The organism is Curtobacterium sp. PhB170, from assembly GCF_003752345.1.
Lineage (GTDB): Bacteria > Actinomycetota > Actinomycetes > Actinomycetales > Microbacteriaceae > Curtobacterium.
Genome location: NZ_RJUM01000012.1, coordinates 439,602 through 460,120, shown reverse-complemented (window position 1 = coordinate 460,120; position 20,519 = coordinate 439,602). Strand labels below are relative to the sequence as shown.

The 20,519-nt window shown below is 70.2% G+C and carries 20 protein-coding genes; 11 read left to right on the top strand and 9 right to left on the bottom strand.

The window, feature by feature from the left end:
- Genes EDF40_RS15535 through EDF40_RS15520 form a run of 5 tightly spaced genes read left to right on the top strand, consistent with a single transcriptional unit; the run spans position 1 to position 5,898 of the window.
- Positions 1–990, top strand: coding sequence for an ABC transporter permease (locus EDF40_RS15535; protein ID WP_111086984.1), 990 nt, complete (start codon positions 1–3; stop codon positions 988–990).
- Positions 991–1,002: 12 nt separating this feature from the next.
- The gene (locus tag EDF40_RS19300; RefSeq protein ID WP_159573964.1) at positions 1,003–2,037 is read left to right on the top strand and encodes an ABC transporter permease; all 1,035 of its coding nucleotides are present in this window, start codon (positions 1,003–1,005) and stop codon (positions 2,035–2,037) included.
- The gene (locus EDF40_RS19295) at positions 2,034–2,906 is read left to right on the top strand and encodes an ABC transporter ATP-binding protein (protein WP_185003130.1); all 873 of its coding nucleotides are present in this window, start codon (positions 2,034–2,036) and stop codon (positions 2,904–2,906) included. The genes EDF40_RS19300 and EDF40_RS19295 overlap by 4 nt, the downstream gene beginning before the upstream one ends.
- Positions 2,903–3,796: an ABC transporter ATP-binding protein gene (locus EDF40_RS15525; protein ID WP_123340275.1), complete on the top strand. Its 894-nt coding sequence runs from the start codon at positions 2,903–2,905 to the stop codon at positions 3,794–3,796. The genes EDF40_RS19295 and EDF40_RS15525 overlap by 4 nt, the downstream gene beginning before the upstream one ends.
- Positions 3,793–5,898, top strand: a complete 2,106-nt coding sequence (locus EDF40_RS15520) for a glycoside hydrolase family 36 protein (protein WP_185003128.1) — start codon at positions 3,793–3,795, stop codon at positions 5,896–5,898. The genes EDF40_RS15525 and EDF40_RS15520 overlap by 4 nt, the downstream gene beginning before the upstream one ends.
- A gap of 205 nt (positions 5,899–6,103) precedes the next feature.
- Here the strand turns inward: EDF40_RS15520 and EDF40_RS15515 are convergent, their stop codons facing one another.
- The 5 genes from EDF40_RS15515 to EDF40_RS15495 all read right to left on the bottom strand — a co-directional run bounded on the left by EDF40_RS15515 (position 6,104) and on the right by EDF40_RS15495 (position 11,350).
- Positions 6,104–7,744, bottom strand: a complete 1,641-nt coding sequence (locus tag EDF40_RS15515; RefSeq protein WP_123340277.1) for a DHA2 family efflux MFS transporter permease subunit — start codon at positions 7,742–7,744, stop codon at positions 6,104–6,106.
- 76 nt (positions 7,745–7,820) lie between these two features.
- Positions 7,821–8,453: a response regulator transcription factor gene (locus EDF40_RS15510; protein ID WP_123340278.1), complete on the bottom strand. Its 633-nt coding sequence runs from the start codon at positions 8,451–8,453 to the stop codon at positions 7,821–7,823.
- The gene (locus EDF40_RS15505) at positions 8,450–9,652 is read right to left on the bottom strand and encodes a sensor histidine kinase (RefSeq protein ID WP_123340279.1); all 1,203 of its coding nucleotides are present in this window, start codon (positions 9,650–9,652) and stop codon (positions 8,450–8,452) included. Before EDF40_RS15505 ends, EDF40_RS15510 begins: the two co-directional genes overlap by 4 nt.
- Positions 9,653–9,704: 52 nt before the next feature.
- Positions 9,705–10,514 (bottom strand): ABC transporter permease, encoded by an 810-nt coding sequence (locus EDF40_RS15500; protein ID WP_123340280.1) that lies wholly within the window; start codon positions 10,512–10,514, stop codon positions 9,705–9,707.
- Positions 10,511–11,350, bottom strand: a complete 840-nt coding sequence (locus EDF40_RS15495; protein ID WP_123340281.1) for an ABC transporter ATP-binding protein — start codon at positions 11,348–11,350, stop codon at positions 10,511–10,513. Before EDF40_RS15495 ends, EDF40_RS15500 begins: the two co-directional genes overlap by 4 nt.
- Before the next feature lie 199 nt (positions 11,351–11,549).
- On the opposite strand from EDF40_RS15495, the gene EDF40_RS19290 reads away from it, so the two are divergent.
- Genes EDF40_RS19290 through EDF40_RS15475 form a run of 4 tightly spaced genes read left to right on the top strand, consistent with a single transcriptional unit; the run spans position 11,550 to position 14,683 of the window.
- Complete coding sequence (locus EDF40_RS19290; protein ID WP_185003126.1) at positions 11,550–11,903, top strand: lactococcin 972 family bacteriocin; 354 nt, start codon at positions 11,550–11,552, stop codon at positions 11,901–11,903.
- 32 nt (positions 11,904–11,935) lie between these two features.
- A complete protein-coding gene (locus EDF40_RS15485) occupies positions 11,936–13,813 on the top strand; it encodes a hypothetical protein (RefSeq protein ID WP_123340283.1) in 1,878 nt (625 codons plus the stop codon).
- Positions 13,810–14,481 (top strand): ABC transporter ATP-binding protein, encoded by a 672-nt coding sequence (locus EDF40_RS15480; protein ID WP_123340284.1) that lies wholly within the window; start codon positions 13,810–13,812, stop codon positions 14,479–14,481. Before EDF40_RS15485 ends, EDF40_RS15480 begins: the two co-directional genes overlap by 4 nt.
- Positions 14,468–14,683 carry a hypothetical protein gene (locus EDF40_RS15475; RefSeq protein ID WP_123340285.1) on the top strand — a complete coding sequence of 72 codons (216 nt, stop codon included), beginning with the start codon at positions 14,468–14,470 and terminating at the stop codon, positions 14,681–14,683. The genes EDF40_RS15480 and EDF40_RS15475 overlap by 14 nt, the downstream gene beginning before the upstream one ends.
- A gap of 50 nt (positions 14,684–14,733) precedes the next feature.
- Here the strand turns inward: EDF40_RS15475 and EDF40_RS15470 are convergent, their stop codons facing one another.
- Complete coding sequence (locus EDF40_RS15470) at positions 14,734–15,306, bottom strand: hypothetical protein (protein WP_123340286.1); 573 nt, start codon at positions 15,304–15,306, stop codon at positions 14,734–14,736.
- A gap of 139 nt (positions 15,307–15,445) precedes the next feature.
- Between EDF40_RS15470 and EDF40_RS15465 the strand changes: the two genes are divergently transcribed.
- Positions 15,446–16,378 carry an NADP-dependent oxidoreductase gene (locus EDF40_RS15465; protein ID WP_123340287.1) on the top strand — a complete coding sequence of 311 codons (933 nt, stop codon included), beginning with the start codon at positions 15,446–15,448 and terminating at the stop codon, positions 16,376–16,378.
- Between the two features lie 83 nt (positions 16,379–16,461).
- Here the strand turns inward: EDF40_RS15465 and EDF40_RS15460 are convergent, their stop codons facing one another.
- Positions 16,462–16,944: a hypothetical protein gene (locus tag EDF40_RS15460; RefSeq protein ID WP_148053859.1), complete on the bottom strand. Its 483-nt coding sequence runs from the start codon at positions 16,942–16,944 to the stop codon at positions 16,462–16,464.
- Positions 16,945–16,993: 49 nt separating this feature from the next.
- The gene (locus tag EDF40_RS15455; RefSeq protein ID WP_221180481.1) at positions 16,994–19,105 is read right to left on the bottom strand and encodes a nuclease-related domain-containing DEAD/DEAH box helicase; all 2,112 of its coding nucleotides are present in this window, start codon (positions 19,103–19,105) and stop codon (positions 16,994–16,996) included.
- A gap of 206 nt (positions 19,106–19,311) precedes the next feature.
- Here EDF40_RS15455 and EDF40_RS15450 point away from each other — a divergent pair, with 206 nt between their 5' ends.
- The gene (locus tag EDF40_RS15450) at positions 19,312–20,082 is read left to right on the top strand and encodes a hypothetical protein (protein WP_123340289.1); all 771 of its coding nucleotides are present in this window, start codon (positions 19,312–19,314) and stop codon (positions 20,080–20,082) included.
- Between the two features lie 10 nt (positions 20,083–20,092).
- Here EDF40_RS15450 and EDF40_RS15445 read toward each other — a convergent pair whose 3' ends face one another.
- Positions 20,093–20,488 carry a hypothetical protein gene (locus EDF40_RS15445; protein WP_148053860.1) on the bottom strand — a complete coding sequence of 132 codons (396 nt, stop codon included), beginning with the start codon at positions 20,486–20,488 and terminating at the stop codon, positions 20,093–20,095.
- Positions 20,489–20,519 lie beyond the last annotated feature (31 nt).

Genomic DNA, 20,519 nt, shown 5'->3' with positions numbered 1-20,519 from the left:
ATGACCTACTTCCTGCGCAAGATCGGCTTCTACATCGTCGCTCTCTGGGCGGCACTGACGCTGAACTTCATCATCCCGCGGCTGCTGCCCGGGAACCCGGTGGACATCCTGCTCGCCAAGCTCCAGCAGCGCGGCGGGCAGGTGACCCCGGCGACACGGCAGGCGTACGAGCTGCTCCTCGGTGGCGATTCCTCGGAGCCGCTGATCTCCCAGTACGGCCACTACCTGGTCAACGTGTTCCGCGGTGACCTCGGGGTGTCCGTCAGCTACTTCCCGGCCCCCGTCACCGAGGTCATCGCGAGCTCGCTGCCGTGGACCATCGCCCTGGTCGGCATCGCCACCATCCTGGCCGCCATCATCGGCGTCGGCCTCGGCGCCTTCGTCGGCTGGCGTCCGGGCACCTGGCTCGACTCGTTCGTGCCGGCCACCACCCTGCTCGCCGCGGTGCCGTACTTCTGGCTCGCGCTGATCCTGGTGTACTTCTTCGCCACCGGCATCCACCTGTTCCCGGCGCAGGGCGGCTACGACGTCATCCTGACCCCCGGGTTCAACTGGGACTTCATCGCCTCGGCGATCCAGTACGGGGTGCTGCCGGCCGTGACGATCGTGCTCGCATCGCTGGGTGGCTGGCTGCTCGGCATGCGCAACATGATGGTGTCGACGCTGTCCGAGGACTACATCACCACCGCCCAGGCCAAGGGGCTGTCCGACGGCAAGATCCTGCGGAACTACGCCGCCCGGAACGCCGTGCTGCCCTCGGTCGCCGGCTTCGCGATCTCCCTCGGGTTCATCGTGTCCGGCTCCGTCGTCACCGAGCAGGTGTTCTCGTACCCGGGCATCGGGTCGAAGCTGCTGTCCGCCGTGACCAACAACGACTACGCGCTCATGCAGGGGATCTTCCTGTTCATCACCCTGGCGGTCCTCGGCGCGAACCTCGTCGTCGACCTGCTGTACGGGCTCATCGACCCGCGGACGCGGGCGCGGAGCTAGGGAGGACACGCCATGACCAACATCCAGCAGGACACCGAACCCACCATCGGCGCACTCGCCGAGGAAGCCGACGCCGGGTCGACGCGGAGCATCGCCACGGCCCGAGCGTCACGACCGAAGGGCGGCATCCGCCGTTTCCTGCCGACCCTGACCCCGTGGCTCATCACGGGCATCGCGCTCGTCGCCGGCGTCACGCTGTTCGGCGTCGTCGGGCCGCTGCTCGTCGGCGACCCGACCACCATCCGCGACTCCGGACTGCAGGGACCGAGCGGCGAGAACCTCCTGGGGACGACCCAGACCGGGCAGGACGTGCTCGCGCAGCTCGCCTACGCCACCCGCGGCAGCCTGCAGATCGGCCTGATCGTCGGCGTCCTCGCCACGGTGCTGTCCGCGTTCTTCGGGATCCTCGGCGCGTACCTGGGCGGGATCATGGACGAGGCGTTCTCGCTGTTCTCGAACGTGTTCCTCGTCATCCCCGGACTGCCGCTCGTGATCGTCATCTCCGGCCTGGTCCCGCGCGAGGCCCGCGGGCTCTGGACCATCGCCGTCGTCCTCGCGATCACCTCGTGGGCCGGGTCCGCCCGGGTCCTGCGGGCGCAGACGATGTCGATCCGGAACCGCGACTACGTCTCCGCCGCCCGGGTCGCCGGCGAACGACCCTGGCGGGTCATCGCCGTCGAGATCCTGCCGAACCTGCTGCCCGTCCTGGCGTCGCAGTTCGTGTTCGCGGTGATCGCCGCGATCCTCGGGGAAGCGGGGCTGTCGTTCCTCGGCCTCGGGGCGTCGAACTCGTCGACGCTCGGCACCATGCTCTTCTACGCCCAGAACGGCTTCGCGCTGGCGAACGGCGCCTGGTGGTGGTTCGTGCCGCCCGGCCTGCTCATCGCCCTGCTCGGCATGGGCCTGTCCCTGGTGAACTTCTCGATCGACGAGGTCATCAACCCACGACTGGCGAACGTGCGTGCCCAGCGGCGGCGCGAACGTCGCGCCAAGCGGGCCGCCCGCGCCTCGCGTTCCGCACGCACCACGAAGGAGTTCGTCCGATGAGTGCCGAAGCCGTGCTGACGATCGACCACCTCGACGTCGTCTACGAGACCGAACACCCCGTGCACGCCGTCAAGGACGTGTCGCTCACCCTGGCCCCCGGCGAGATCCTCGGGCTCGCGGGGGAGTCCGGCTGCGGCAAGACGACCCTGGCCTACGCCATCACCCGGTTGCACCGACCGCCGGCGAAGGTCGCCTCGGGCAGCATCACGTTCCACGACCGCGACGGCACCGACATCGACCTGCTCAAGCTGCCGCACGAGCAGCTGCGGGCCGTGCGCTGGTCGAAGCTGTCGATGGTGTTCCAGGGCGCGATGAACGCCCTCAACCCGGTCACCACCATCCGGGCGCAGCTCGACGACGCCCTGAAGGAACACCGGCGCGACCTGGGCCGCAAGGAGCGGCGTGCGATCGCCGAGGACGCCCTGAGCCGTGTCGGCGTCGACCCGTCCCGCATCACCGCGTACCCGCATGAGCTGTCCGGCGGCATGCGGCAGCGCGTGATGATCGCGATGGCGATGCTGCTCGAACCGCAGATCATGATCATGGACGAGCCCACCACCGCCCTCGACGTCGTGGTGCAGCGCGAGATCCTGCGCGAGATCGTCCGACTGCGCGACGAGCTCGGGTTCGCCGTCGTGTTCATCACGCACGACCTGCCGCTGCTGCTCGAGATCAGCGACCGCATCGCGATCATGCTGCGCGGCGAGGTCGTCGAGTGCGACCGGGCCTCGGTCATCCAGCACGACCCGAAGCACCCGTACACGCAGAAGCTGCTGCAGTCGTTCCCGAGCCTGTCCGGGGAGCGCGGCGCGTTCATCCGCTCCGGCGTCGACGACCACGCGGCAGCAGTCCACGAGGAGATCCGATGACCAGCGTGACCGTCAGCCACCTCGGCAAGGACTTCCACACCCGCAAGGGCCTCAAGCGCACCACGCTGCACGCCGTCGACGACGTGTCGTTCGAGCTGCTGCCCGGGAAGACCGTGGCGTTGGTGGGCGAGTCCGGCTCGGGCAAGTCCACCATCGCCCGGATGCTCGCCAAGCTCGAGAGCACCACCCGCGGCTCGATCGACGTGCGGCTCGAGGACGGCACGCCCGTCGTCGGCAGCATGTACCGCCGGCACGTGCAGATGGTGTTCCAGGACCCCTTCGCGTCGCTCAACCCGTTCCACTCGATCGAGCACCACATCGCCCGGCCGCTCCAGCTGCACCACCGAGCCCGGGGTGCCGACGAGACCGCCGAGAAGGTGCGCGAACTGCTCGGCCGCGTCAACCTCGACGAGGACTTCGCGAGCCGCCGCCCGCACGAGCTCTCCGGCGGACAGCGACAGCGCGTCGCCATCGCCCGTGCACTCGCCCCCGGAGCCCAGGTGCTCATCGCCGACGAACCGGTGTCGATGCTCGACGTGTCGATCCGGCTCAGCGTGCTCAACCTGATGGGCCGCCTGCAGCGCGAGGACCACCTCGCCGTGCTCTACATCACGCACGACCTGGCGACCGCACGGCACTTCTCCGACGAGATCCTGGTGCTCTACCGCGGCCGGGTCGTCGAACGCGGCCCCTCCGACGCCGTCATCCTCGACCCGCAGCACGACTACACCCGGCTGCTCGCCGAGGCCGCCCCCGACCCGGAGCGCATCGACCGCAAGGTGACCTCGGGCAGCGCTCTCGACCGCTCGAAGATCGACAACACCACCTGCTACGACCACGGTGTCGGGGCGTGGGTCTCGAGCGAGCCCGCTCCGGTCGGTGCACGGTGAGCGGAGCCTTCGCCGACTGGGTCACGCCCGGGTTCTCGGCACGGTTCCGGATCGGCGACGACCAGCCCGCAGCGCTCGTGTCGTTCGTGGCGAGCGGTGGAGCGCTCGCCGACGGTCCGGACGACCCGCAGCCGTTGGTCGAACTGACCACCGTCGGGCACGGGCGGTTCCCGGGCGGGTACCGGCACGTGGACTCCACGATCGGGGCGCGACTGCGACCCGTGTCGTGGTGTGTGTCCGACGACGCGACCGATCCGTGGTTCCGGATCGTGCAGGCGGACGCGGCCACGGGCCTCCAGGTCGAGTCGGTGTTCCGGGCGCGCGCCGACGTCCCGGGCTTCCGGACGTGGACCGAGGTGTCCGCCGACGACGGCGAGCACGTCGTGGACTTCGTGTCGTCGTTCGCGACCGGGGCGTTCCTGACGGACTCCGGGGTCGGCGTCGACGACCTGGCCCTCGTGCACGCGGACAACGACTGGGCGGCCGAGAGCCGGTGGCGCACCGACCCGCTGCGGTCGATCGGACTCGCAGCGATCGACCGCGAGGCGCAGCACCACCCGCCCCGCAGCCGCGCCGTCGTGCAGAACCGCGGGTCGTGGTCGACGGGCGAGGCGCTCCCGATCGGCGTGCTGACGCCTGCTGTGTCCGCTGGTGCTGGGCCCTACGCCCTCGTCTGGCAGGTCGAGCACAACGGGCCGTGGCTCTACGAGCTCGGCGAGACCCGACGGCACGCGTACGTGCTGCTGAGTGGGCCGACCGACCAGGAGCACCAGTGGACGGCCGTCGTGGCTCCGGGGCAGCCGTTCGTGTCCGTGCCGGTGTCGGTGGGGATCGCCGGCTCGGTCGGTGGGGCGTTCGAGGTCCTCACGGCGCAGCGTCGGGCGTTCCGGCACGTGCGCGAGGCCGACCGTGCCCTGCCGCTCGTGTTCAACGACTACATGAACACGCTCATGGGCGACCCGACCACCGAGAAGCTGCTGCCGTTGATCGACGCCGCTGCCGACGCCGGCGCGGACCTGTTCTGCATCGACGCCGGCTGGTACGCCGAGGGGCACTGGTGGGACACCGTCGGGGCGTGGGAGGAAGCGGCTTCGCGGTTCCCGACCGGGCTCGGGTTCGTCATCGACCACATCCGGTCGCGGGGGATGCAGGCCGGGCTGTGGCTCGAGCCCGAGGTCATCGGCATCCACTCGCCGCTGGCCGCGACCCTGCCGGACGACGCCTTCGTGCACCACCAGGGAGTGCGGGTCGCCGAGCACGGACGGCACCTGCTCGACCTCCGGTCGCCGGCCGCGCGGGCACACCTCGACGCGGTCGTCGATCGACTGGTCGGGTCGCTCGGCGTGACGTTCTTCAAGATGGACAACAACACGATGACCGGGCCGTTCGCCGGGATGCTCGACCACCAGCGTGCGCTGCTCGACTGGATCGACGCGGTGCAGGATCGGTACCCGGCACTGCTCATCGAGAACTGCGCCTCGGGAGCGATGCGCGCCGACTCCGCGATGCTGTCCCGGCTGCACATGCAGTCGACCTCGGACCAGCAGGACCCGGTGTTGTCGGCGTCGATCGCAGCCGCTGCCCCCGCCGCGATGCTGCCCGAGCAGGCCGGGAACTGGGCCTACCCGGCGCCGTCGATGTCGCCCGACCTGTTCGACCTGTCGCTCGTGAACGGGGTGCTCGGGCGGATGTACCTGTCGGGCTACCTGAATTCGATGAGCACATCGCAGCGGGCGGTCGTGCGTTCTGCGATCGAGGCCCACCGGACAGTGCTCGAGGTCATCGAGTCGTCGGTGCCGGAGTGGCCGCTCGGGCTGCCGGCATGGGAGTACCCCTGGCTCGCGCTCGGCTTGCGCGCGGCGTCGGGCGATCTGTACTTGTCGGTGTGGTCGCTGCCCGGGGCCGGCTCGTCGGTGTCGTTGCCGCTTCCGGGCTTCGTCGGGCAGGCGGTCGTCGTCGAGCCGCTGTTCCCGACAGTGCTCGGGGCGTGGTCCGTGGCGTGGGACGCCGCCTCGGGCTCGCTCGAGGTCGCCAACGGCGGGGCGACCCCCACAGCGCGGGTGCTGCGCGTCCGACCGGAGGGGGCGAGCGCGGAGCACTGAGCGGGGCGCGCGTCGCGATGGCAGGGCGCGCGTCGGAGCGGACGGGAGGCACGGTGCAGGCAGGCGCCGTGCCTCCCGTCCCGTCGGTGGTCGCGTCCACGGCACGGGGGACGCGGGTTCGTGTCCGGCCGGTGACGGTTCTGGTTCAGGATCCTCGGGGATCGTGAACCAGAACCGTCAGCAGCGGTGCAGGAAGGGCCCCCGGTCAGGCGCGGGTCTCGTGGTCGGCGTCGGTGTCGGTGTCAGTTTCGGCATCGTCGTCGGGGCGGCGCGGGGCGCGGAGCCGCAGGGTCGCACCGAGGCCGATGACCAGGAAGCCGGCGGCCGAGAACGCGGCGGCGCGGGTGCCGTCGGAGAACGCCTCGGCCGCGTCGGCGCGGGTCTGCCCCTCGAGGCCGGCGATCGCTCCGCCCGAGGACTGCACCACGGTGTCGGCGATCTGCTCGGACTGGGCGGTCGAGACGCCGGCGTCCTGCAGGCGGTGCTCCAGGATGCTGCCCGTCGAGGTGAACAGCACCGTCCCGAGGACCGCGATGCCGAGCGCTGAACCGATCTGGCGCGCGGTGCTCTGGGCACCCGAGGCCTCGCCGCTGCGCTCCACGGGGACGTCCTGCAGCACGACGCCGGTGAGCTGCGCCGTCGCGAGTCCGACGCCGAAGCCGTAGACGAACAGGCACGGGACGATCGCCCACCACGGGGTCGCCGAGGTCACGACGAACCCGATCGCGGCGACCCCGACGATCTCGGCGCCGATGCCCATCCGCACGATCGGGAGCGCCCCGATCCGCTGTCCGACCGTGGCCGCGAACCCGCTCGCGACGAACGACCCGATCGCCAGGGCCAACAGCACGAAGCCGGTCTGCAGCGCCGAGTAGCCGAGGACGTTCTGCAGCCAGAGGGGCAGCGACAGGATGATGCCGAACTCGCCGAGCGACACGATGAGCGCCGCGATCGAGCCGTTCCGGAACGAGCCGATGCCGAACAGGTCGAGGGCGATGAGCGTCGACCGGCCCGCACGCTGCCGGCGCCGGGAGCGGACGACGAAGGCCACCCCGGCAGCGATCGCGATCACGAACGCGACGGGGATCGGCGAGACCGGGCCGTCCCACGACCACGAGCCGATCGTGAACGGTGTCGACGACGGAGTCCACCAGCCGTAGGTGCGACCCTCGATCAGCCCGAAGACCAGCGCAGCGCTCGCGATCACGGACAACAGCGCGCCGACGAAGTCGATGTGGCCGGTGTGCTCGGCGTCGCGCGACTCCCGCACGGCGACCGCGAGGCCGACCAGGATGACCGCCACGATCGGGACGTTGATGCCGAAGGCCCACCGCCACGAGAAGTCCGTCGTCAGCCAGCCGCCGAGCAGCGGACCGACCGCCACCATCCCGCCGATCGTGGAGCCCCACACCGCGAAGGCGATGCCGCGCTCCCGGCCGGTGAACGTCGCGTTGAGGATCGACAGCGTGGTGGGCAGGACCATCGCGCCACCGACACCCTGCAGCACGCGGGACGCCACGAGCAGTTCGCCCGTCGGGGACAGCGCCGCCAGGACCGACGCCACCGCGAACAGGATCACGCCGATGGTCAGCAGTCGTCGGCGACCGAAGCGGTCGGCGACGGCACCGAAGACGAGCAGCAGCGCGGCGAAGACCAGCGTGTAGCTCTCCTGCACCCACTGCACGAGCGTCGAACCGATGTCGAGGTCGGCGACGATGCTCGGGATCGCCACGTTCACGATCGTGGAGTCGACGATGATGAGCGCGACCGCCAGGCTGATCACGACCAGACCGATCCACCGGCGGCGATCGAGGGTGGTGGTGGGAGCTGCGGCTGGGGCGCTCATGTGCGTGTCCTCTCAGATGATCAGCATGCTGACTACCTGACGGTACACCCGCTCCCGATGACCGGCGCACCGGGGTTCAGGGGAGCAGGCGGAGTTCCATCGCGCGGGTCACGGCACGGGTGCGGTCGTTGACGCCGAGCTTCTCGAACACGTGGCCGAGGTGCGTCTTCACCGTTGTCTCGCTGAGGAACAGTGCACGCCCGATCGCTGGGTTCGAGTTGCCCTGGGCGACGAGCTGCAGGACCTCGAGTTCGCGTGGGGTCAGCGACGGGCCGGCTGCCACGGCCGACGAACCCGTTGCTCGTCGGACCAGCGCAGCGGCAGCCGAAGGGGCCAGTGCCGTCTCGCCCCGCGCGGTCGCCCGCACCCCGGCGAGGATCTCGGACTCCGGGGCCGCCTTGAGCAGGTAGCCGGTGGCCCCGGCCTCGATCGCCGCGAGGATCTGGTCGTCGGACTCGTACGTCGTCAGGATCAGGACGCGGACGCCCGGCTCGGCCGCGAGGATCTCCGCCGTCGCCGCATCGCCGTCGAGCTCCGGCATCCGGAGGTCCATCAGCACGACGTCGGGGCGCTCGGCCAGCACGACGGACACCGCTGCTCGGCCGTCGCTGGCCTGGCCCACCACGTCGATGTCGTCGGCATCCTGCAACAGCGCGACGATGCCCGAGCGGACGATGGGGTGGTCGTCGGCGACCACGACGCGGATCACCGGCTCACCTCCGCCACGGGGTGGCGAACGGCGGACGGGAGGCCCGGTGCGGCTCCGGTGGGCAGGGTTGCTTCGACGACGGTGCGCCGGCCCAGGGCGCTCGTGATCGTGCAGGTACCGCCAGCGAGGGCGAGGCGCTCCCGCAACCCGCGCAGACCGTGCCCGGCGGTGGGCTGCTCGGGGTCGAACCCGGTGCCGTCGTCGGTGATCCGCAGCACGGTCTGCCCGGCGTCGGAGAGCAGAAGGACCCGCGCCGAGGCTGAGCCGGCGTGCGCGCGGACGTTCGAGAGGGCCTCTTGCGCGACCCGGAGCAGGACCACCTGCGCATCGCGGTCCAGCACGCAGTCGGAGGCGTCGACCGTGACCAGCGTCCCCGTTTCGCGGGTGTGCCGTTCGGCGAGGCGGTGGAGGGCACCGGCGAGGCTGTCGCGGGTCATGCCTGCGGCTCCGGCTGCGACGAGGGTGCGGGATTCCTCGAGGGCGGCGCGGGCGGACTCCTCGAGGACGGTGAGTCGTTCTTCCAGCGCATCGGAGCGGTCGTTCGCCAGGTCGCCGCGAGCCCGTTCGGTGAGCATGACGATGCCGGCGAGGTTCTGCGCGACGGTGTCGTGGATCTCGCGGGCCAGGCGCTCCCGTTCGCTCGCGATGCCCGCCGTGCGGTTCGCGTCGGCGAGGGACTGCTGGGTGGCGCGGAGCTCCTCGACGAGCTGGCGGCGCTCCTCGGACAGACCGGCGACGCTCGAGATCCACACGCCCATCGCGCAGGCACCGATCACGCTGATGCCCTCGATGAGCAGGGTGCTGACCAGGGCGTCCGGGCCGCTCGACAGTTGCAGGCCGAGGCCGCTCGCGAGCCCGACGGCGATGGACAGCAGGATCGCGGTGCGGACGCGCTCCGTCTGCACCCACACGAGCGGGAACACGATGCACTGCACGAACGCGGTGCTCGGGACCACGGCCGGCAGCACGAGGGCGGCGACGATGACGAGCGGCAGGAACGCGGCGGCTGCTCGGGGGCTGTCGTAGCCGCGGTGTCCGTACGCGATGTACGCCACGACGAGTACCACCACCGCCACGTAGGCCGGCCAGCGGGTCGACCACGGGGACCAGCCGAGCGCGGTGATCACGGCGGTGAGGAGCATCGTGCCCGCGAAGAACACGTGCAACCACCGGCCCCGCACCCACGTCTCGCCGCTCATGACGACAGCATCCCATCGATGCAGGGCCGCGGAGCGGTTCTCCACAGGCCCATCAGGAGTCCTTGCGGTTCCAGCGGAAGGTGAGCGCGCAGGCCACCGTGCCCCCGACCAGCCACGCGACCAACACGAGCGTTCCGAGCGCGAGGTGCCACGCGCCTCCCGGCTCGGCGGACGCGAACGCGTCGGGTAGGAAGACGGACCGCATGCCGGACGCCATCCAGCGCAGGGGGAAGACCGACGCGACGTTCTGCAGCCAGTCGGGCAGCTGCGTGAAGGGCAAGTAGACGCCGGAGATGAACTGCAGCACCAGGACGATGGGGACGATCGTCGCGGTGGCGCGGCGGCCCTCGCGGGGGAGCGCCGAGATCGCGATGCCGAGGACGCAGCTGGTGGCGATGCCGAGGACCATCACGCCCGCGAAGACACCCCAGTTGCTCGCGTCGGTCGGCAGGTCGACGCCGAACACCAGGCTCGCGATCCCGAGCAGCAGCGCCGTCTGCACGATGGTCGTGACGAGCACCATGCCGATCTTGCCGACGAAGTAGCTCAGGACCGGCAGCGGTGTGCCACCGAGGCGCTTGAGCGTGCCGTCGCTGCGTTCGGTCGCGATGTCGACGCCGAGGGACTGGGTGCCGGAGAGCAGGATGCCCGTCGCGACCAGACCGGGCAGGTAGTAGGTGGCGTAGTCGACGCTGATCGGTCGCCCGTTGCTGGCGACGGCGCGGATCGGGTCGGCGTCCGCGAAGGCCACCGAGAACAGCGCCAACATGATGATGGGGAAGAGGAACGTGAAGAAGACGGCGTCGGGGGCGCGGAAGTAGGAGCGGATCTCATACGAGATGCGGCTGGTCGCGGTGTTCACTTCTGGCCCACCATTCCGAGGTAGACGTCCTCGAGGGACGGGCGGATGACTTCGAGATCGTGCATGGGCGCGGTGCTGTTGCGGACGAGCGCGGTCGGGTCGGTCGTGCGCTCGTCGTGGAGGTCGCCGGCGTCGTCGCGCCAGCGGACCCGTGGTGTGCGGGCCTCGGCGCCGCCGATCTCGTCGATCGGGGCGATGTCGAGCAGCTTCCCGTCGGCGATCACCGCTGCCCGGTCGGCGAGCTGGGCGGCTTCGTCGAGGTAGTGCGTGGTGAGCAGGATCGTCGTGCCCTCGGACTGCACCTGGCGCAGGAGGTCCCAGAACTGGCGACGGGCCTCCGGGTCGAAGCCCGTGGTCGGTTCGTCGAGGAACAGGACCTCGGGGCGGCCGATGATGCCGAGGGCGACGTCGACGCGGCGGCGCTGGCCTCCGGAGAGGCGGGCGATGCGGGTGTTGCGCTGCGTCTCGAGTCCCGTCGCGGTGAGGAGTTCCTCGGTGCTGCGGTGCTTCGGGTAGAGCGTCGCGAAGTGGTTCAGCTGCTCGGCGACGGTGACGTTCGGGGACTCGGCGCTGGTCTGCAGGACGATGCCGATGCGTGCGTTGTGGCTGCGGCTCGTCCGTGCGGGGTCGTGGCCGAGGACGCGGACCTCGCCGGCCGTGCGGGAGCGGTACCCCTCGAGGATCTCGACCGTCGTGGACTTGCCGGCGCCGTTCGGGCCGAGGAGGGCGAAGGTCTCGCCGGGCTGGATGACGAAGCTGACGTCGTCGACGGCGACCTTGCCGGTGGCGTACTGCTTGCTGAGGTGCTGGACCTCGACGGCGGGGGACTCGGGCATGGGTCCAGCCTGGCCGGTGGGGCGCCGCGGGGCATCGGTGGGGGCGGTGGTGCTGCATCCTCCGATCGGGGGATGGCGTGGGAAGGGCGCACGCATGTCGTATTCGAGATATCCGGAACTTCAGATTCTGGCGTTGCTCTGCTTTGCTCGGTGCGGGGTCGACGCGGCCCTCCCGTTCCCCCAGCAGAAAGGCCCTTCCATGAAGCGCTTCGGAAAGCTCTCGGCCGACATCGCGGCTGCAACGCTGTGCTGTGTCCTCGGCGCCGGTGTCGCACACGCTGCTCCGGATGATGCAACCGCCATTGGCGGCAGCGCGTCCGCCGACGACCTCGGTACCGACGCCACGACCGTCGTCGGTGGCGGCACGTGGTCGTACGGCGTGATCGGCCACCAGGTGGTCTCCGCCTACGACAACCGTCGGTACACCCACAGCACCTCGGTCAAGTCCTCCGGCGTGACCAAGTCGTCCGGACGGATCGCGAAGGGCAAGATCGCCGGCGCGAGCCGCCCGAAAGCACTGTGGGGCAACCAGGCCTTCTGGGCGATCTACTGATCCGGAACTTCGCGGCCGCCACCGTCCTCGCGGTGGCGGCCGTACCGCTCCTGCTCGTCGGCCTGATCGTGTTCGTGGTCGGGAGTGGTGAGGCGAGCGGGTACCTCACCGGCCGGACGACGATCGACATGGTCGACTTACCGCTCGGTCCGACCAAGCAGGAGCACATCCAGCAGCTCACGGAACTGGCCGAGGACCACGACGTATCGCTCGCCCTCGTCGTGCCGGATCGTTCCGGCGCGCCGGACACCGTCACCGCGTACTCGTTCGCCGGCTCCGTCGCCGCCCCGGTGTTCTGGGGGAACGTCGTCGACCGGCCGGCGAGCGACATCGGTGACGCCGTCATCGTCTGGTCGTACGCGGTCGACGGATCGGCCGTGCAAGTCGGTGCCTTCCTCGACGCGTTGCGCACTGCGGAATTCGAGTTCGTCGACGCGACCCCGACGGTCCGCGTACTGGCACCAGCGGTGATCGGGCAGCCCGGCATCCTGGCGATCGTGGCGTGCATCGCGCTCGGCGTCGTCATCGCCGTGGTCGCGGAGTCGGACCGGCGGGACAGCCGACAGCGGCTCCGCGGACTCTCCGGATGGTCACCGAAACGCATCGCCGCTCGTGAAGCCCTCGAGACAGCGGGGCTGTTCGTCGTCTGTTCCCTGGTGGTGTGCGGGGCGCTCGCCGTCTACTTGCTCGTCCGCGCGGCATCGCCGACGATCTGGTCGTTCAGCGTCGGGCTCGCCGGACTGATGCTCCCCGCCGCCTTCGTCGGTGTCGTCGGACTCCACGTCGTCTGCTCCGTCGTCCGCCGCCGCAGGTGGACGAGCCTCGCGGCCCCGGTCTGGCGCCCGGCCGTCGTGGCACTGTGCGGTGTCGCACTCGTCAGCATCCTGACCGTGAGCACCAGTGTCCTCGTCGAGCAGGAGCGGACGGCCTCCGAGCTCGAGCGATCGCTGCGCTCCGAGACCGCCGACGGCGACGACGTGGTCCTGGGGGTCGGGATGGCCTCAGTCGCCGACGAGGACGCGTTCGGGCGCGTTGCGCTGGCTGCCCTCGCCACCGGCACCGCCGAGCTGGCGCAGACGACGTTCATGCAGGACGCGCTGCTGGTCGCCGGAGACCGGGCGGAGCAGCTGGTCGGGGACGACCGTGACGGTGTCACCGTGCTGGTCCCCGAGTCGATGGCGACCGACATCGACGCGATCGCCGACGGCGTGCGGGAGAGCTTCGACGACGGCTGGGAGGTGGACGACGACCAAGCGCCCCGAGTCGTCCCGATCCACACCGAGGTCGTCGGATCGACCGCACCGATCGTCGCCGCCGCTGACCGCTGGATCGATTGGGTGCTGCCACGCACCACCACCGGCGCGGACGTGCCCGTCATCGTGGTGACCGACGTGCGGGACCTGCCGCCGAACCGACTCGGCACCGCGACCCGGAACGGCGAGGTCCGGTTCGCCGACCGGACCGCGCTCGTCCGGCAACTCACGGACGCTGACCTGCTCGACGTCGTCACGCAGATCAACCGGGTCGGTGCCGTGCTCGAACGAGCGCTCGCGGCCGTCCGGACGTCCCGCGCCGTCATCCTCGCCGCTTCGGCCGGGACGGTGCTCGCGATCCTGTTCGCTGCCGCCACTCTGATCGCCGACCACCGGACGCGGCATCGACGAGCAGCACGGCTGCGATTCCTGGTCGGCCGGCATCCCGCGGTGCAGCACGCGCGGTTCGTGCTCGTCGCGAGCGGCATCGCCGCCGGGACCACCGCCGTGACCGTACTCGTCGGCGACGACGGCACCGGTGCCGGCAGCGGCGCCTTGCTCGCTGCCAGCACGGCCGGGGCAGTCGGCGTGCTCACCGCAGTCGCGCTGTCCGTCCTGCTCGCCGCCACACACCACCGAAAGAGGCCACGCCGATGACCGAGCACCAGCGACTCAGCATCGAGGGGATCGGCTACGACATCGCCGGGCGGACGCTCTGGAACGACATCACGTTCCAGCTCGGCGCCGGACAGGCCCTTGCCCTGCGCGGACCGTCCGGACAGGGGAAGAGCACGATGCTCCGCTGCCTCGCCGGGTTGGAACGACCGCCGCGGGGTCGGGTCGTCGTCGACGGCACTGACCTGCACACGGCGAGCGAGGGGGAGCGGCGTGGACTGCGCCGAGACACCATCGGCCTCGTCGTGCAGGACCACGCCGTCGTGCCGGAGTGGACCGTTGCCCAGAACCTGCGGGTGCTGCGGCCCCGTGGCGTCACCCGGGCGGCACTCAGCGATCGGATCGACGAGGCGCTGCTGATCGTCGGGCTCGGCGGTCGGCGGGATGCTCGTGCTGGGACGATGAGCGGCGGCGAACAGCAGCGAGTGGCCGTCGCACGAGTGCTGGCGCAGCGGCCACGACTCGTCCTCGCCGACGAGCCCACCGCGTCGCTCGACACCGAGAGCGCGGCGCGCGTCCGCAGCGGTCTCGACGCGCTGCGTGCATCGGGCAGCGCTGTCGTCGTGGCGACCCACGACCCGGCGCTCATCGCGTGGGCCGGTGCAGAACGGTCACTCATCCGGCTGGGGAGCGACCATGGACGTCCGTGAGACCACGCTGCAAGCTGCGGTGGGCGCGCACCTGGCGGGGACCCACATCCGCAGGACACACCGGGTCCTGCAGGGGAGTGGCACCGTGGCGCCGGGGTTGCGCTGGCCGGACGCCTCGGACGGCCGCGATCCCCGGGCCGACCTCGAGGCCGAGGGCCCCGCGTTCTCGGCGGGCGGTGGTGTTCTCGTGCCGGAGCGCTGACGGTTCTGGTTCGCGATCGTCGGGGATCGTGAACCGGAACCGTCACCGTCTCAGTACTGCGGCCGGATCCAGTCCGTCGGCTGCACGAAGCGAGCGCGGGGCAGGACCTCGTCCGGCTCGGCGGTCCGCACGCTCGTGATGATCGTGTCCTCGCCGGACTCCGACAAGCGGCGGGCGATGCCGTCGCGCTCGTCGATCACCATCGTCGTGCGGGTCGCCGGATCCCCGCGGTGCTCGAACGTCACCAGGATCGAGTGCTCGCCGATGTGCTCGACCAGGATCGGGTGGAAGCTCTCGGGGCCGCGACCCCACCGGAGCATCAGGTCGGGCACGGCCATCCGGACGACGGGATCGGAGACCATGCTTCGGGCGAACGAAATCTCGTCCGGACCGTCGTCGGGGTCGTGCAGCACGCCGTCGCGGTAGGAGACCGGCTTGGCCCGTTGGCGGACGAGGGTCCAGGTCTGTGCGGGCTCGTCGACGTCGACGCGGAACTGCCAGTACTTCTGCCGGGACTCCTGGTGGATGCCCTCGAGGACGTACCGGGCGGGGCGGCGGAGCGCGGCGAGCTCCTCGGCGATCGCGGGACCGTCGGGCCGGGTGAGGAGTTCGTCGAAACGCACGCTGTCAGCATGGCGCACCACGCGCAGTGGACGTCACCCCGTGACGGACTGGAGGCCCGTGGCGGGCTGGCACTGTGCCTCCCGTCCGATCGTGGGTCGCGTCAGGTTGCGTCAAGCAACGCGCGCGTAGACCGGGAGGATGCAGGTCGTCGGAGTCGAACAGTTCGGAGGGCCGGAGGCCCTCGCCGTCCACGAGGTGCCGGAGCCGCACGCCGGTGCGGGATCCGTGCGGATCCGGGTGCAGGCGTTCGCCGTGAACCCGACCGACACGGGGGTGCGTGCCGGGCAGCGGGACAGCTCGCAGGCCTCGCCGCCGTACGTGCCGGGGATGGACGCCGCTGGCGTCATCGACGAGGTCGGGCCCGACGTCACCGGGTGGGAGGTGGGCGACGAGGTCATGGCGATCGCGTTGCCGCTCAGCGCTCACGGTGGCGCGTACGTGCAGGAGCTCGTGGCGCCGGTGGGGTCGTTCACGCGGATCCCTCGGGGGACGTCGCTCCCGCTCGCCTCCACAGTGCCGATGAACGGGCTGACGGCGTTGCAGATCCTGTCGCACGCCTCGCTCGCGCCTGGACAGACGCTCGCCGTGACCGGGGCCGCGGGGTTGCTCGGGAACTACGTGGTGCAGCTGGCGAAGGCCGCCGGGCTGACCGTGATCGCGGACGCAGCTGAGAAGGACGAGGCGCTGGTCCGGTCGCTCGGGCCGGACCACATCGTGCCGCGCGGTGATGGGTTCGCTGCCGCGGTGCGCGAGCTCGTGCCGGAGGGCGTCGATGCGCTCGCCGATGCTGCGGTGCAGCGTGGGGTCGTCGTCGACGCTGTTCGAGACGGGGGAGTGTTCCTGGACGTGCGGGGATGGTCGGGGGACGGCTCGCGGGGGATCCGGTTCGAGCAAGTCGCGGTGTTCTCGGAGTACCGGTCGTTCGACAAGCTCGAGCAGCTGCGGCATGCGGTCGAAGGGGGGACGGTGGTGCCGCGGGTGGCGGAGGTGTTGCCGGCCTCGCGGGCGGGGGAGGCGCATGAGCGGTTGGAGGCCGGGGGGACGCGGGGGCGGTTCGTGTTGACGTGGTGAGTTGACGACGGTGTGAGGGACGGGAGGCGCGGTGCCGGTTGGTGCCGTGCCTCTTGTCGATCACGCCACGCGTTCGCCCGCCGTCATGCGAAGTCCGCGACGTCTCCCTCGCCGCATCGCGACTGGACCTCCACCGACACCCGTCGAGGGCTTGCGTTCACCGAGATCGACTCGACCGCCTTGCCAGTGGTGGCAGCTGACCAGAGCGGCCGACCATCGTCGATCGTGTCTTGCCGGATGGTCGCGTCGTAGTCGGACTGCTTCCACGTCTTCGCAACCGTGCGAATGAGCGACTCGGGGTCCCCGGTGCCCGTGCGCTCCTGGTCCCACGAGAACGTGACGCCTGCACTGCCCTCCGGGGTCGAGCACTCCGACGATGCGGGCTCGTCGGAGAGCGGCGTCCAGTCACCGCCAGCGGCATCGATGGTCTGCTGGACCAGAGCGACCATGGCGTCTCGAGCCTGAGCGCCGTCCAGTTCGCTGTCGTCCACGTAGTTCGCGCACCCGGTGAGCAGCACCAGAGCGCCGACCGCACTCAGGACCGCTGTCGGTCTGCGTTGCCTCATCAGTCGCCGACGATATCGGAGCGTGCTCGACCGAGGAACCATCGTCGTCTCAGCGGCCCCGCGCTGCTCCGCTCCGGACGCCGACCCACAAGCCGTCCCGCGCCCGGGTCATCCCCACGTAGAGCTCCCGGCGACCACGCTCCCGCCGCTCCCGTTCGGTCTCCGACGGGTCGGCCGGGGCAGCATCGAGCAGCCGGGGATCGACGTGCGCGAGCAGCACCTGCTTGAACTCGAGGCCCTTCGCACGCTTCACTGTCCCGACGCGGACCGCGTCGGAGCTCCGACCCGCGTACTGCTGCAGGGAGACGGTCGGGACGCCGGCCCTCCCGAGCACCTCGATGACGTCGTCCGCCTGCCGGTTCGTCGCCGTGAGGATGCCGATGTCACCGTGACCGGTCCCGACGAGCCGAAGAACTTCGGTCAGCCGGTCGAGCATCGCCCGGTCGTGATCCGCACGACTAGTGAAGCGCGTCATCGTCGGAGCCGCACCGGAGCGTGAGACGTCGGACACCGCGTCACCCACCCCGTCGACGCCCTCGATGTCCACGAACTGATCGTCCGCCACCATCTCCTTCGCGAACTCGAGGATCTCGGCGGTGTTCCGGTGGTTGACGTCGAGCACCACGCCTCGACCAGACAGGTTGATGCCGACCTCGCCGAGCGTGTACCCGCCGGGGTAGATCGTCTGCTGGCCGTCGCCGATGAGCGTCAGGCCGTCGGTACGGTCACCCACGAGTTGGTGCACCAGCGCGACCATCGCGCAGGACAGGTCCTGCGCCTCGTCCACGATGACCGCGTCGTACCGCTCGAGCGGCACCGCACGGACCGCATCGCGGGCGAGCAACACGATGTCCTGCCAGTCGTGCGCACGTCGCTCACGCAGCCCGCGAGCGTACGCCTCGTACAGGTCCCAGACGGCCTGCCGCGTCTCCAGCGGGAGCGCGTGCTTGCGCCCGACGCGGGCCAGGTCCGCGTACTCGTCGAACCGCGTCAGGCCGCGGCCCTTGATGACGTGGCTGATCTCGTCTTCCCAGTACGAGCGCGAGAATCGCGACGACCGCAATGGACTGGAGGCGCGGATCGCGTTCCACGCGTCGTCGAACGCGAGCTGGGCCTCCCGTCCAGGAGCGCGGAACGCGATGCCGCGTTCCTTCAGGAGCCGAGACGCGAACGCGTGGACACCCATGAAGTCGACGCGACCGACCATGTCGGGCGCGAGGCGTTCGAGGAGCGACTCGAGGACCTTCGGCAGCGTGCTGATGTACGTCGTGAAGAGCACGCGGCCGCCGGTCGCGCGTGCGAGGTACGCGGCGCGGTGCAGGCCGACGACGGTCTTGCCGGTGCCCGCAGCGCCGCGGATGCGGGCCGGACCGTTGAAGCTGCGGCGGACGAGCTTGGCCTGTGCCGGATCGAGGAACGCCATCCAGTCCTCGATCGGCGCTTCGAGCACGCCGTCGAGGAGTTGGTCGGTCAGTTCGTCGTCCAGCGCCGCGATCGTCGGCGCGGGCGTCGGCGCGGGCTCGCGGGGGAGGACGGCTGCGGGGGTGACGATCTGCGGCGGTGCCGTTGCCTCGTCGCCGATCACGGGGAAGTGGTGCAGCATCGCGGCGAGGACCTCGTCGACCCGGGATGCCGACAGTCGGGCACCGCGCTTGGTGATGTGCCCGACGAGGTCGTGCGCGCCGATCACGTCGACCGATGCGACGCGGGCGAGCATCCGCTTCTGGCCGGCGAGTGCGGCGACTGCGTGGACCTCGCCGGGCGCCAGGCCCGTGTCCGCCAGAGCTGCCTCGGTGCTGTACGCGAGGTCGGCAAGGCGGGCGATGTCGTCGGTGACGTCCTCTTGGCCGCGGGTGATCCGTTCGCCGTGGACCGCGACCTCGCGCCAGGCCTTCGTGTCGACGATGAAGACGCCGGCGCGGCCGACGACGACCATGTCGACCTGTGCCGTTCGGCTGCCGGGCCAGCGGCGGTCGGCGAGCAGGTGGTACCCGATGCCGGCGAGCGGCGCGAGGATGCGTGCTGTCTCGCTCTCGGTGCGGTGGGCGATCTCGAACCGTGCGGCTCGTTGCTCGGCGTCGTCCGCCTGGCGGCGGAGTTCGCGTGCGTGGCTTCGCTGGCGGTGTGCCTCGACCCCTGCGGATTCTCCGGCCATCGTCATGGTGTTGCCCCTCGAAGTGCTGGTTGTGCGGACCACTCGCCGTCCCCGGGACGGGTGGTGCTGAGCCATCCTCGTGGGTGGGGAGGCGGAGAGGGATCACCTGTTTTGGGGCCAGGCCATAGTGACAATCTGCGGTTTGCCGCTGTTGAGCCCGATCCGCACGCTCGGGCGCCCGTGAGCGCGTTTCTGTCGTTACGCTCAGAACCATGACGCAGTCGACTGATGTTGAAAATGGGAACACGACGTTCTCGCAGATCTTGAACGCGGCAGCGCGGTTGCCGGCAGTTCGGATCAACCGCGCCGCGTACCTCCGCTCAGCCCTCCGTCGCCACTGCACACCGGACGAGATTGAATTGGCGATCACGGAAACGCCGGCCGCGGCCGGCATCTCGGCTTCCGTGATCAGGGACGCCGCCAATGTCTCAATCTCCTACGAAACGAGCAAGGTGACCGGTTTGTCAGCACTGGCCGGCATTCCCGGTGGCCTGGCGATGATTGGCACGGTACCTGCCGACATGGCCCAGTACGTGGGCCACATGCTCCGGATTGCTCAGAAGCTGGCTTACATCCACAGCTGGCCGGATTTCTTCGACGACGACGAGGGCATGGACGAGGCCACGGAGAGCATCCTCACGCTTTTCGTCGGCGTCATGCTCGGCGTTCAGATCGCCCAGGGCGGTGTCACGAAAACAGCGTCGCTGATCGCTTCGCAGGTTGCGAAGCAGCTCCCGCAGAAGGCACTGACAAAGGGGGTCATTTACCCGATTGTGAAAAGGGTCTCGGCCATGCTCGGCGTGCAGATGACGAAGAAGATGTTTGCAAGTGGGCTGGCAAAAGCCATTCCCGTCGCCGGGGCGGTGCTGTCGGGCGGTCTGACCCTCTCCACGTTCCTCCCGATGGCGAAGAAACTTCGGAGGCACCTTGCTGGCCTCGACCTTGCTTCGCCGGCGACGGTTGACTCCGAGAAGGCATCCTGACTGAGCCCGTTCAAGCTTTCGGTTCGGTAGAACCCAGACTCGTAGGAGGGCGAAGGTCGATCGGTGCCACCACCGCGCCGTCGACCCCGCGCTGCTTCATGAGCTCCACCATGTCCTCCTGACGCGGCTGCCCGAGTGTGAGCCGGTACAACGCGAGCGAGTCCCGAAGCCGTTCGTAGCGAAGACGGTCCTTGCTCAGCGGGTGCTCCATCACGATGCGCTGGATGCTGGCCTCACCGGGGTAGACCCACCATGGGGCGAAATGCCCGTACTCAGCTGCCGCAGACGATTGGGTTGCGGCCTCGAATGCCGCACGCCACGGGTTCGGGTCGTCCGATTCAACGACGTCGGCCCAGTGGGCCGCAGCCACATTTCGTCGAATTGCATGACCGCCGAAACGGTTCACGCGCCCTTCGCGTTGCTCGAAGTCGACTGGG

Coding starts and splice junctions, on each gene's coding strand:
- EDF40_RS15535 (WP_111086984.1), top strand. CDS start 1: ATGACCTACTTCCTGCGCAAGATCGGCTTCTACATCGTCGCTCTCTGG.
- EDF40_RS19300 (WP_159573964.1), top strand. CDS start 1,003: ATGACCAACATCCAGCAGGACACCGAACCCACCATCGGCGCACTCGCC.
- EDF40_RS19295 (WP_185003130.1), top strand. CDS start 2,034: ATGAGTGCCGAAGCCGTGCTGACGATCGACCACCTCGACGTCGTCTAC.
- EDF40_RS15525 (WP_123340275.1), top strand. CDS start 2,903: ATGACCAGCGTGACCGTCAGCCACCTCGGCAAGGACTTCCACACCCGC.
- EDF40_RS15515 (WP_123340277.1), bottom strand. CDS start 7,744: ATGAGCGCCCCAGCCGCAGCTCCCACCACCACCCTCGATCGCCGCCGG.
- EDF40_RS15505 (WP_123340279.1), bottom strand. CDS start 9,652: ATGAGCGGCGAGACGTGGGTGCGGGGCCGGTGGTTGCACGTGTTCTTC.
- EDF40_RS15495 (WP_123340281.1), bottom strand. CDS start 11,350: ATGCCCGAGTCCCCCGCCGTCGAGGTCCAGCACCTCAGCAAGCAGTAC.
- EDF40_RS19290 (WP_185003126.1), top strand. CDS start 11,550: ATGAAGCGCTTCGGAAAGCTCTCGGCCGACATCGCGGCTGCAACGCTG.
- EDF40_RS15480 (WP_123340284.1), top strand. CDS start 13,810: ATGACCGAGCACCAGCGACTCAGCATCGAGGGGATCGGCTACGACATC.
- EDF40_RS15475 (WP_123340285.1), top strand. CDS start 14,468: ATGGACGTCCGTGAGACCACGCTGCAAGCTGCGGTGGGCGCGCACCTG.
- EDF40_RS15465 (WP_123340287.1), top strand. CDS start 15,446: ATGCAGGTCGTCGGAGTCGAACAGTTCGGAGGGCCGGAGGCCCTCGCC.
- EDF40_RS15460 (WP_148053859.1), bottom strand. CDS start 16,944: ATGAGGCAACGCAGACCGACAGCGGTCCTGAGTGCGGTCGGCGCTCTG.
- EDF40_RS15455 (WP_221180481.1), bottom strand. CDS start 19,105: ATGACGATGGCCGGAGAATCCGCAGGGGTCGAGGCACACCGCCAGCGA.
- EDF40_RS15450 (WP_123340289.1), top strand. CDS start 19,312: ATGACGCAGTCGACTGATGTTGAAAATGGGAACACGACGTTCTCGCAG.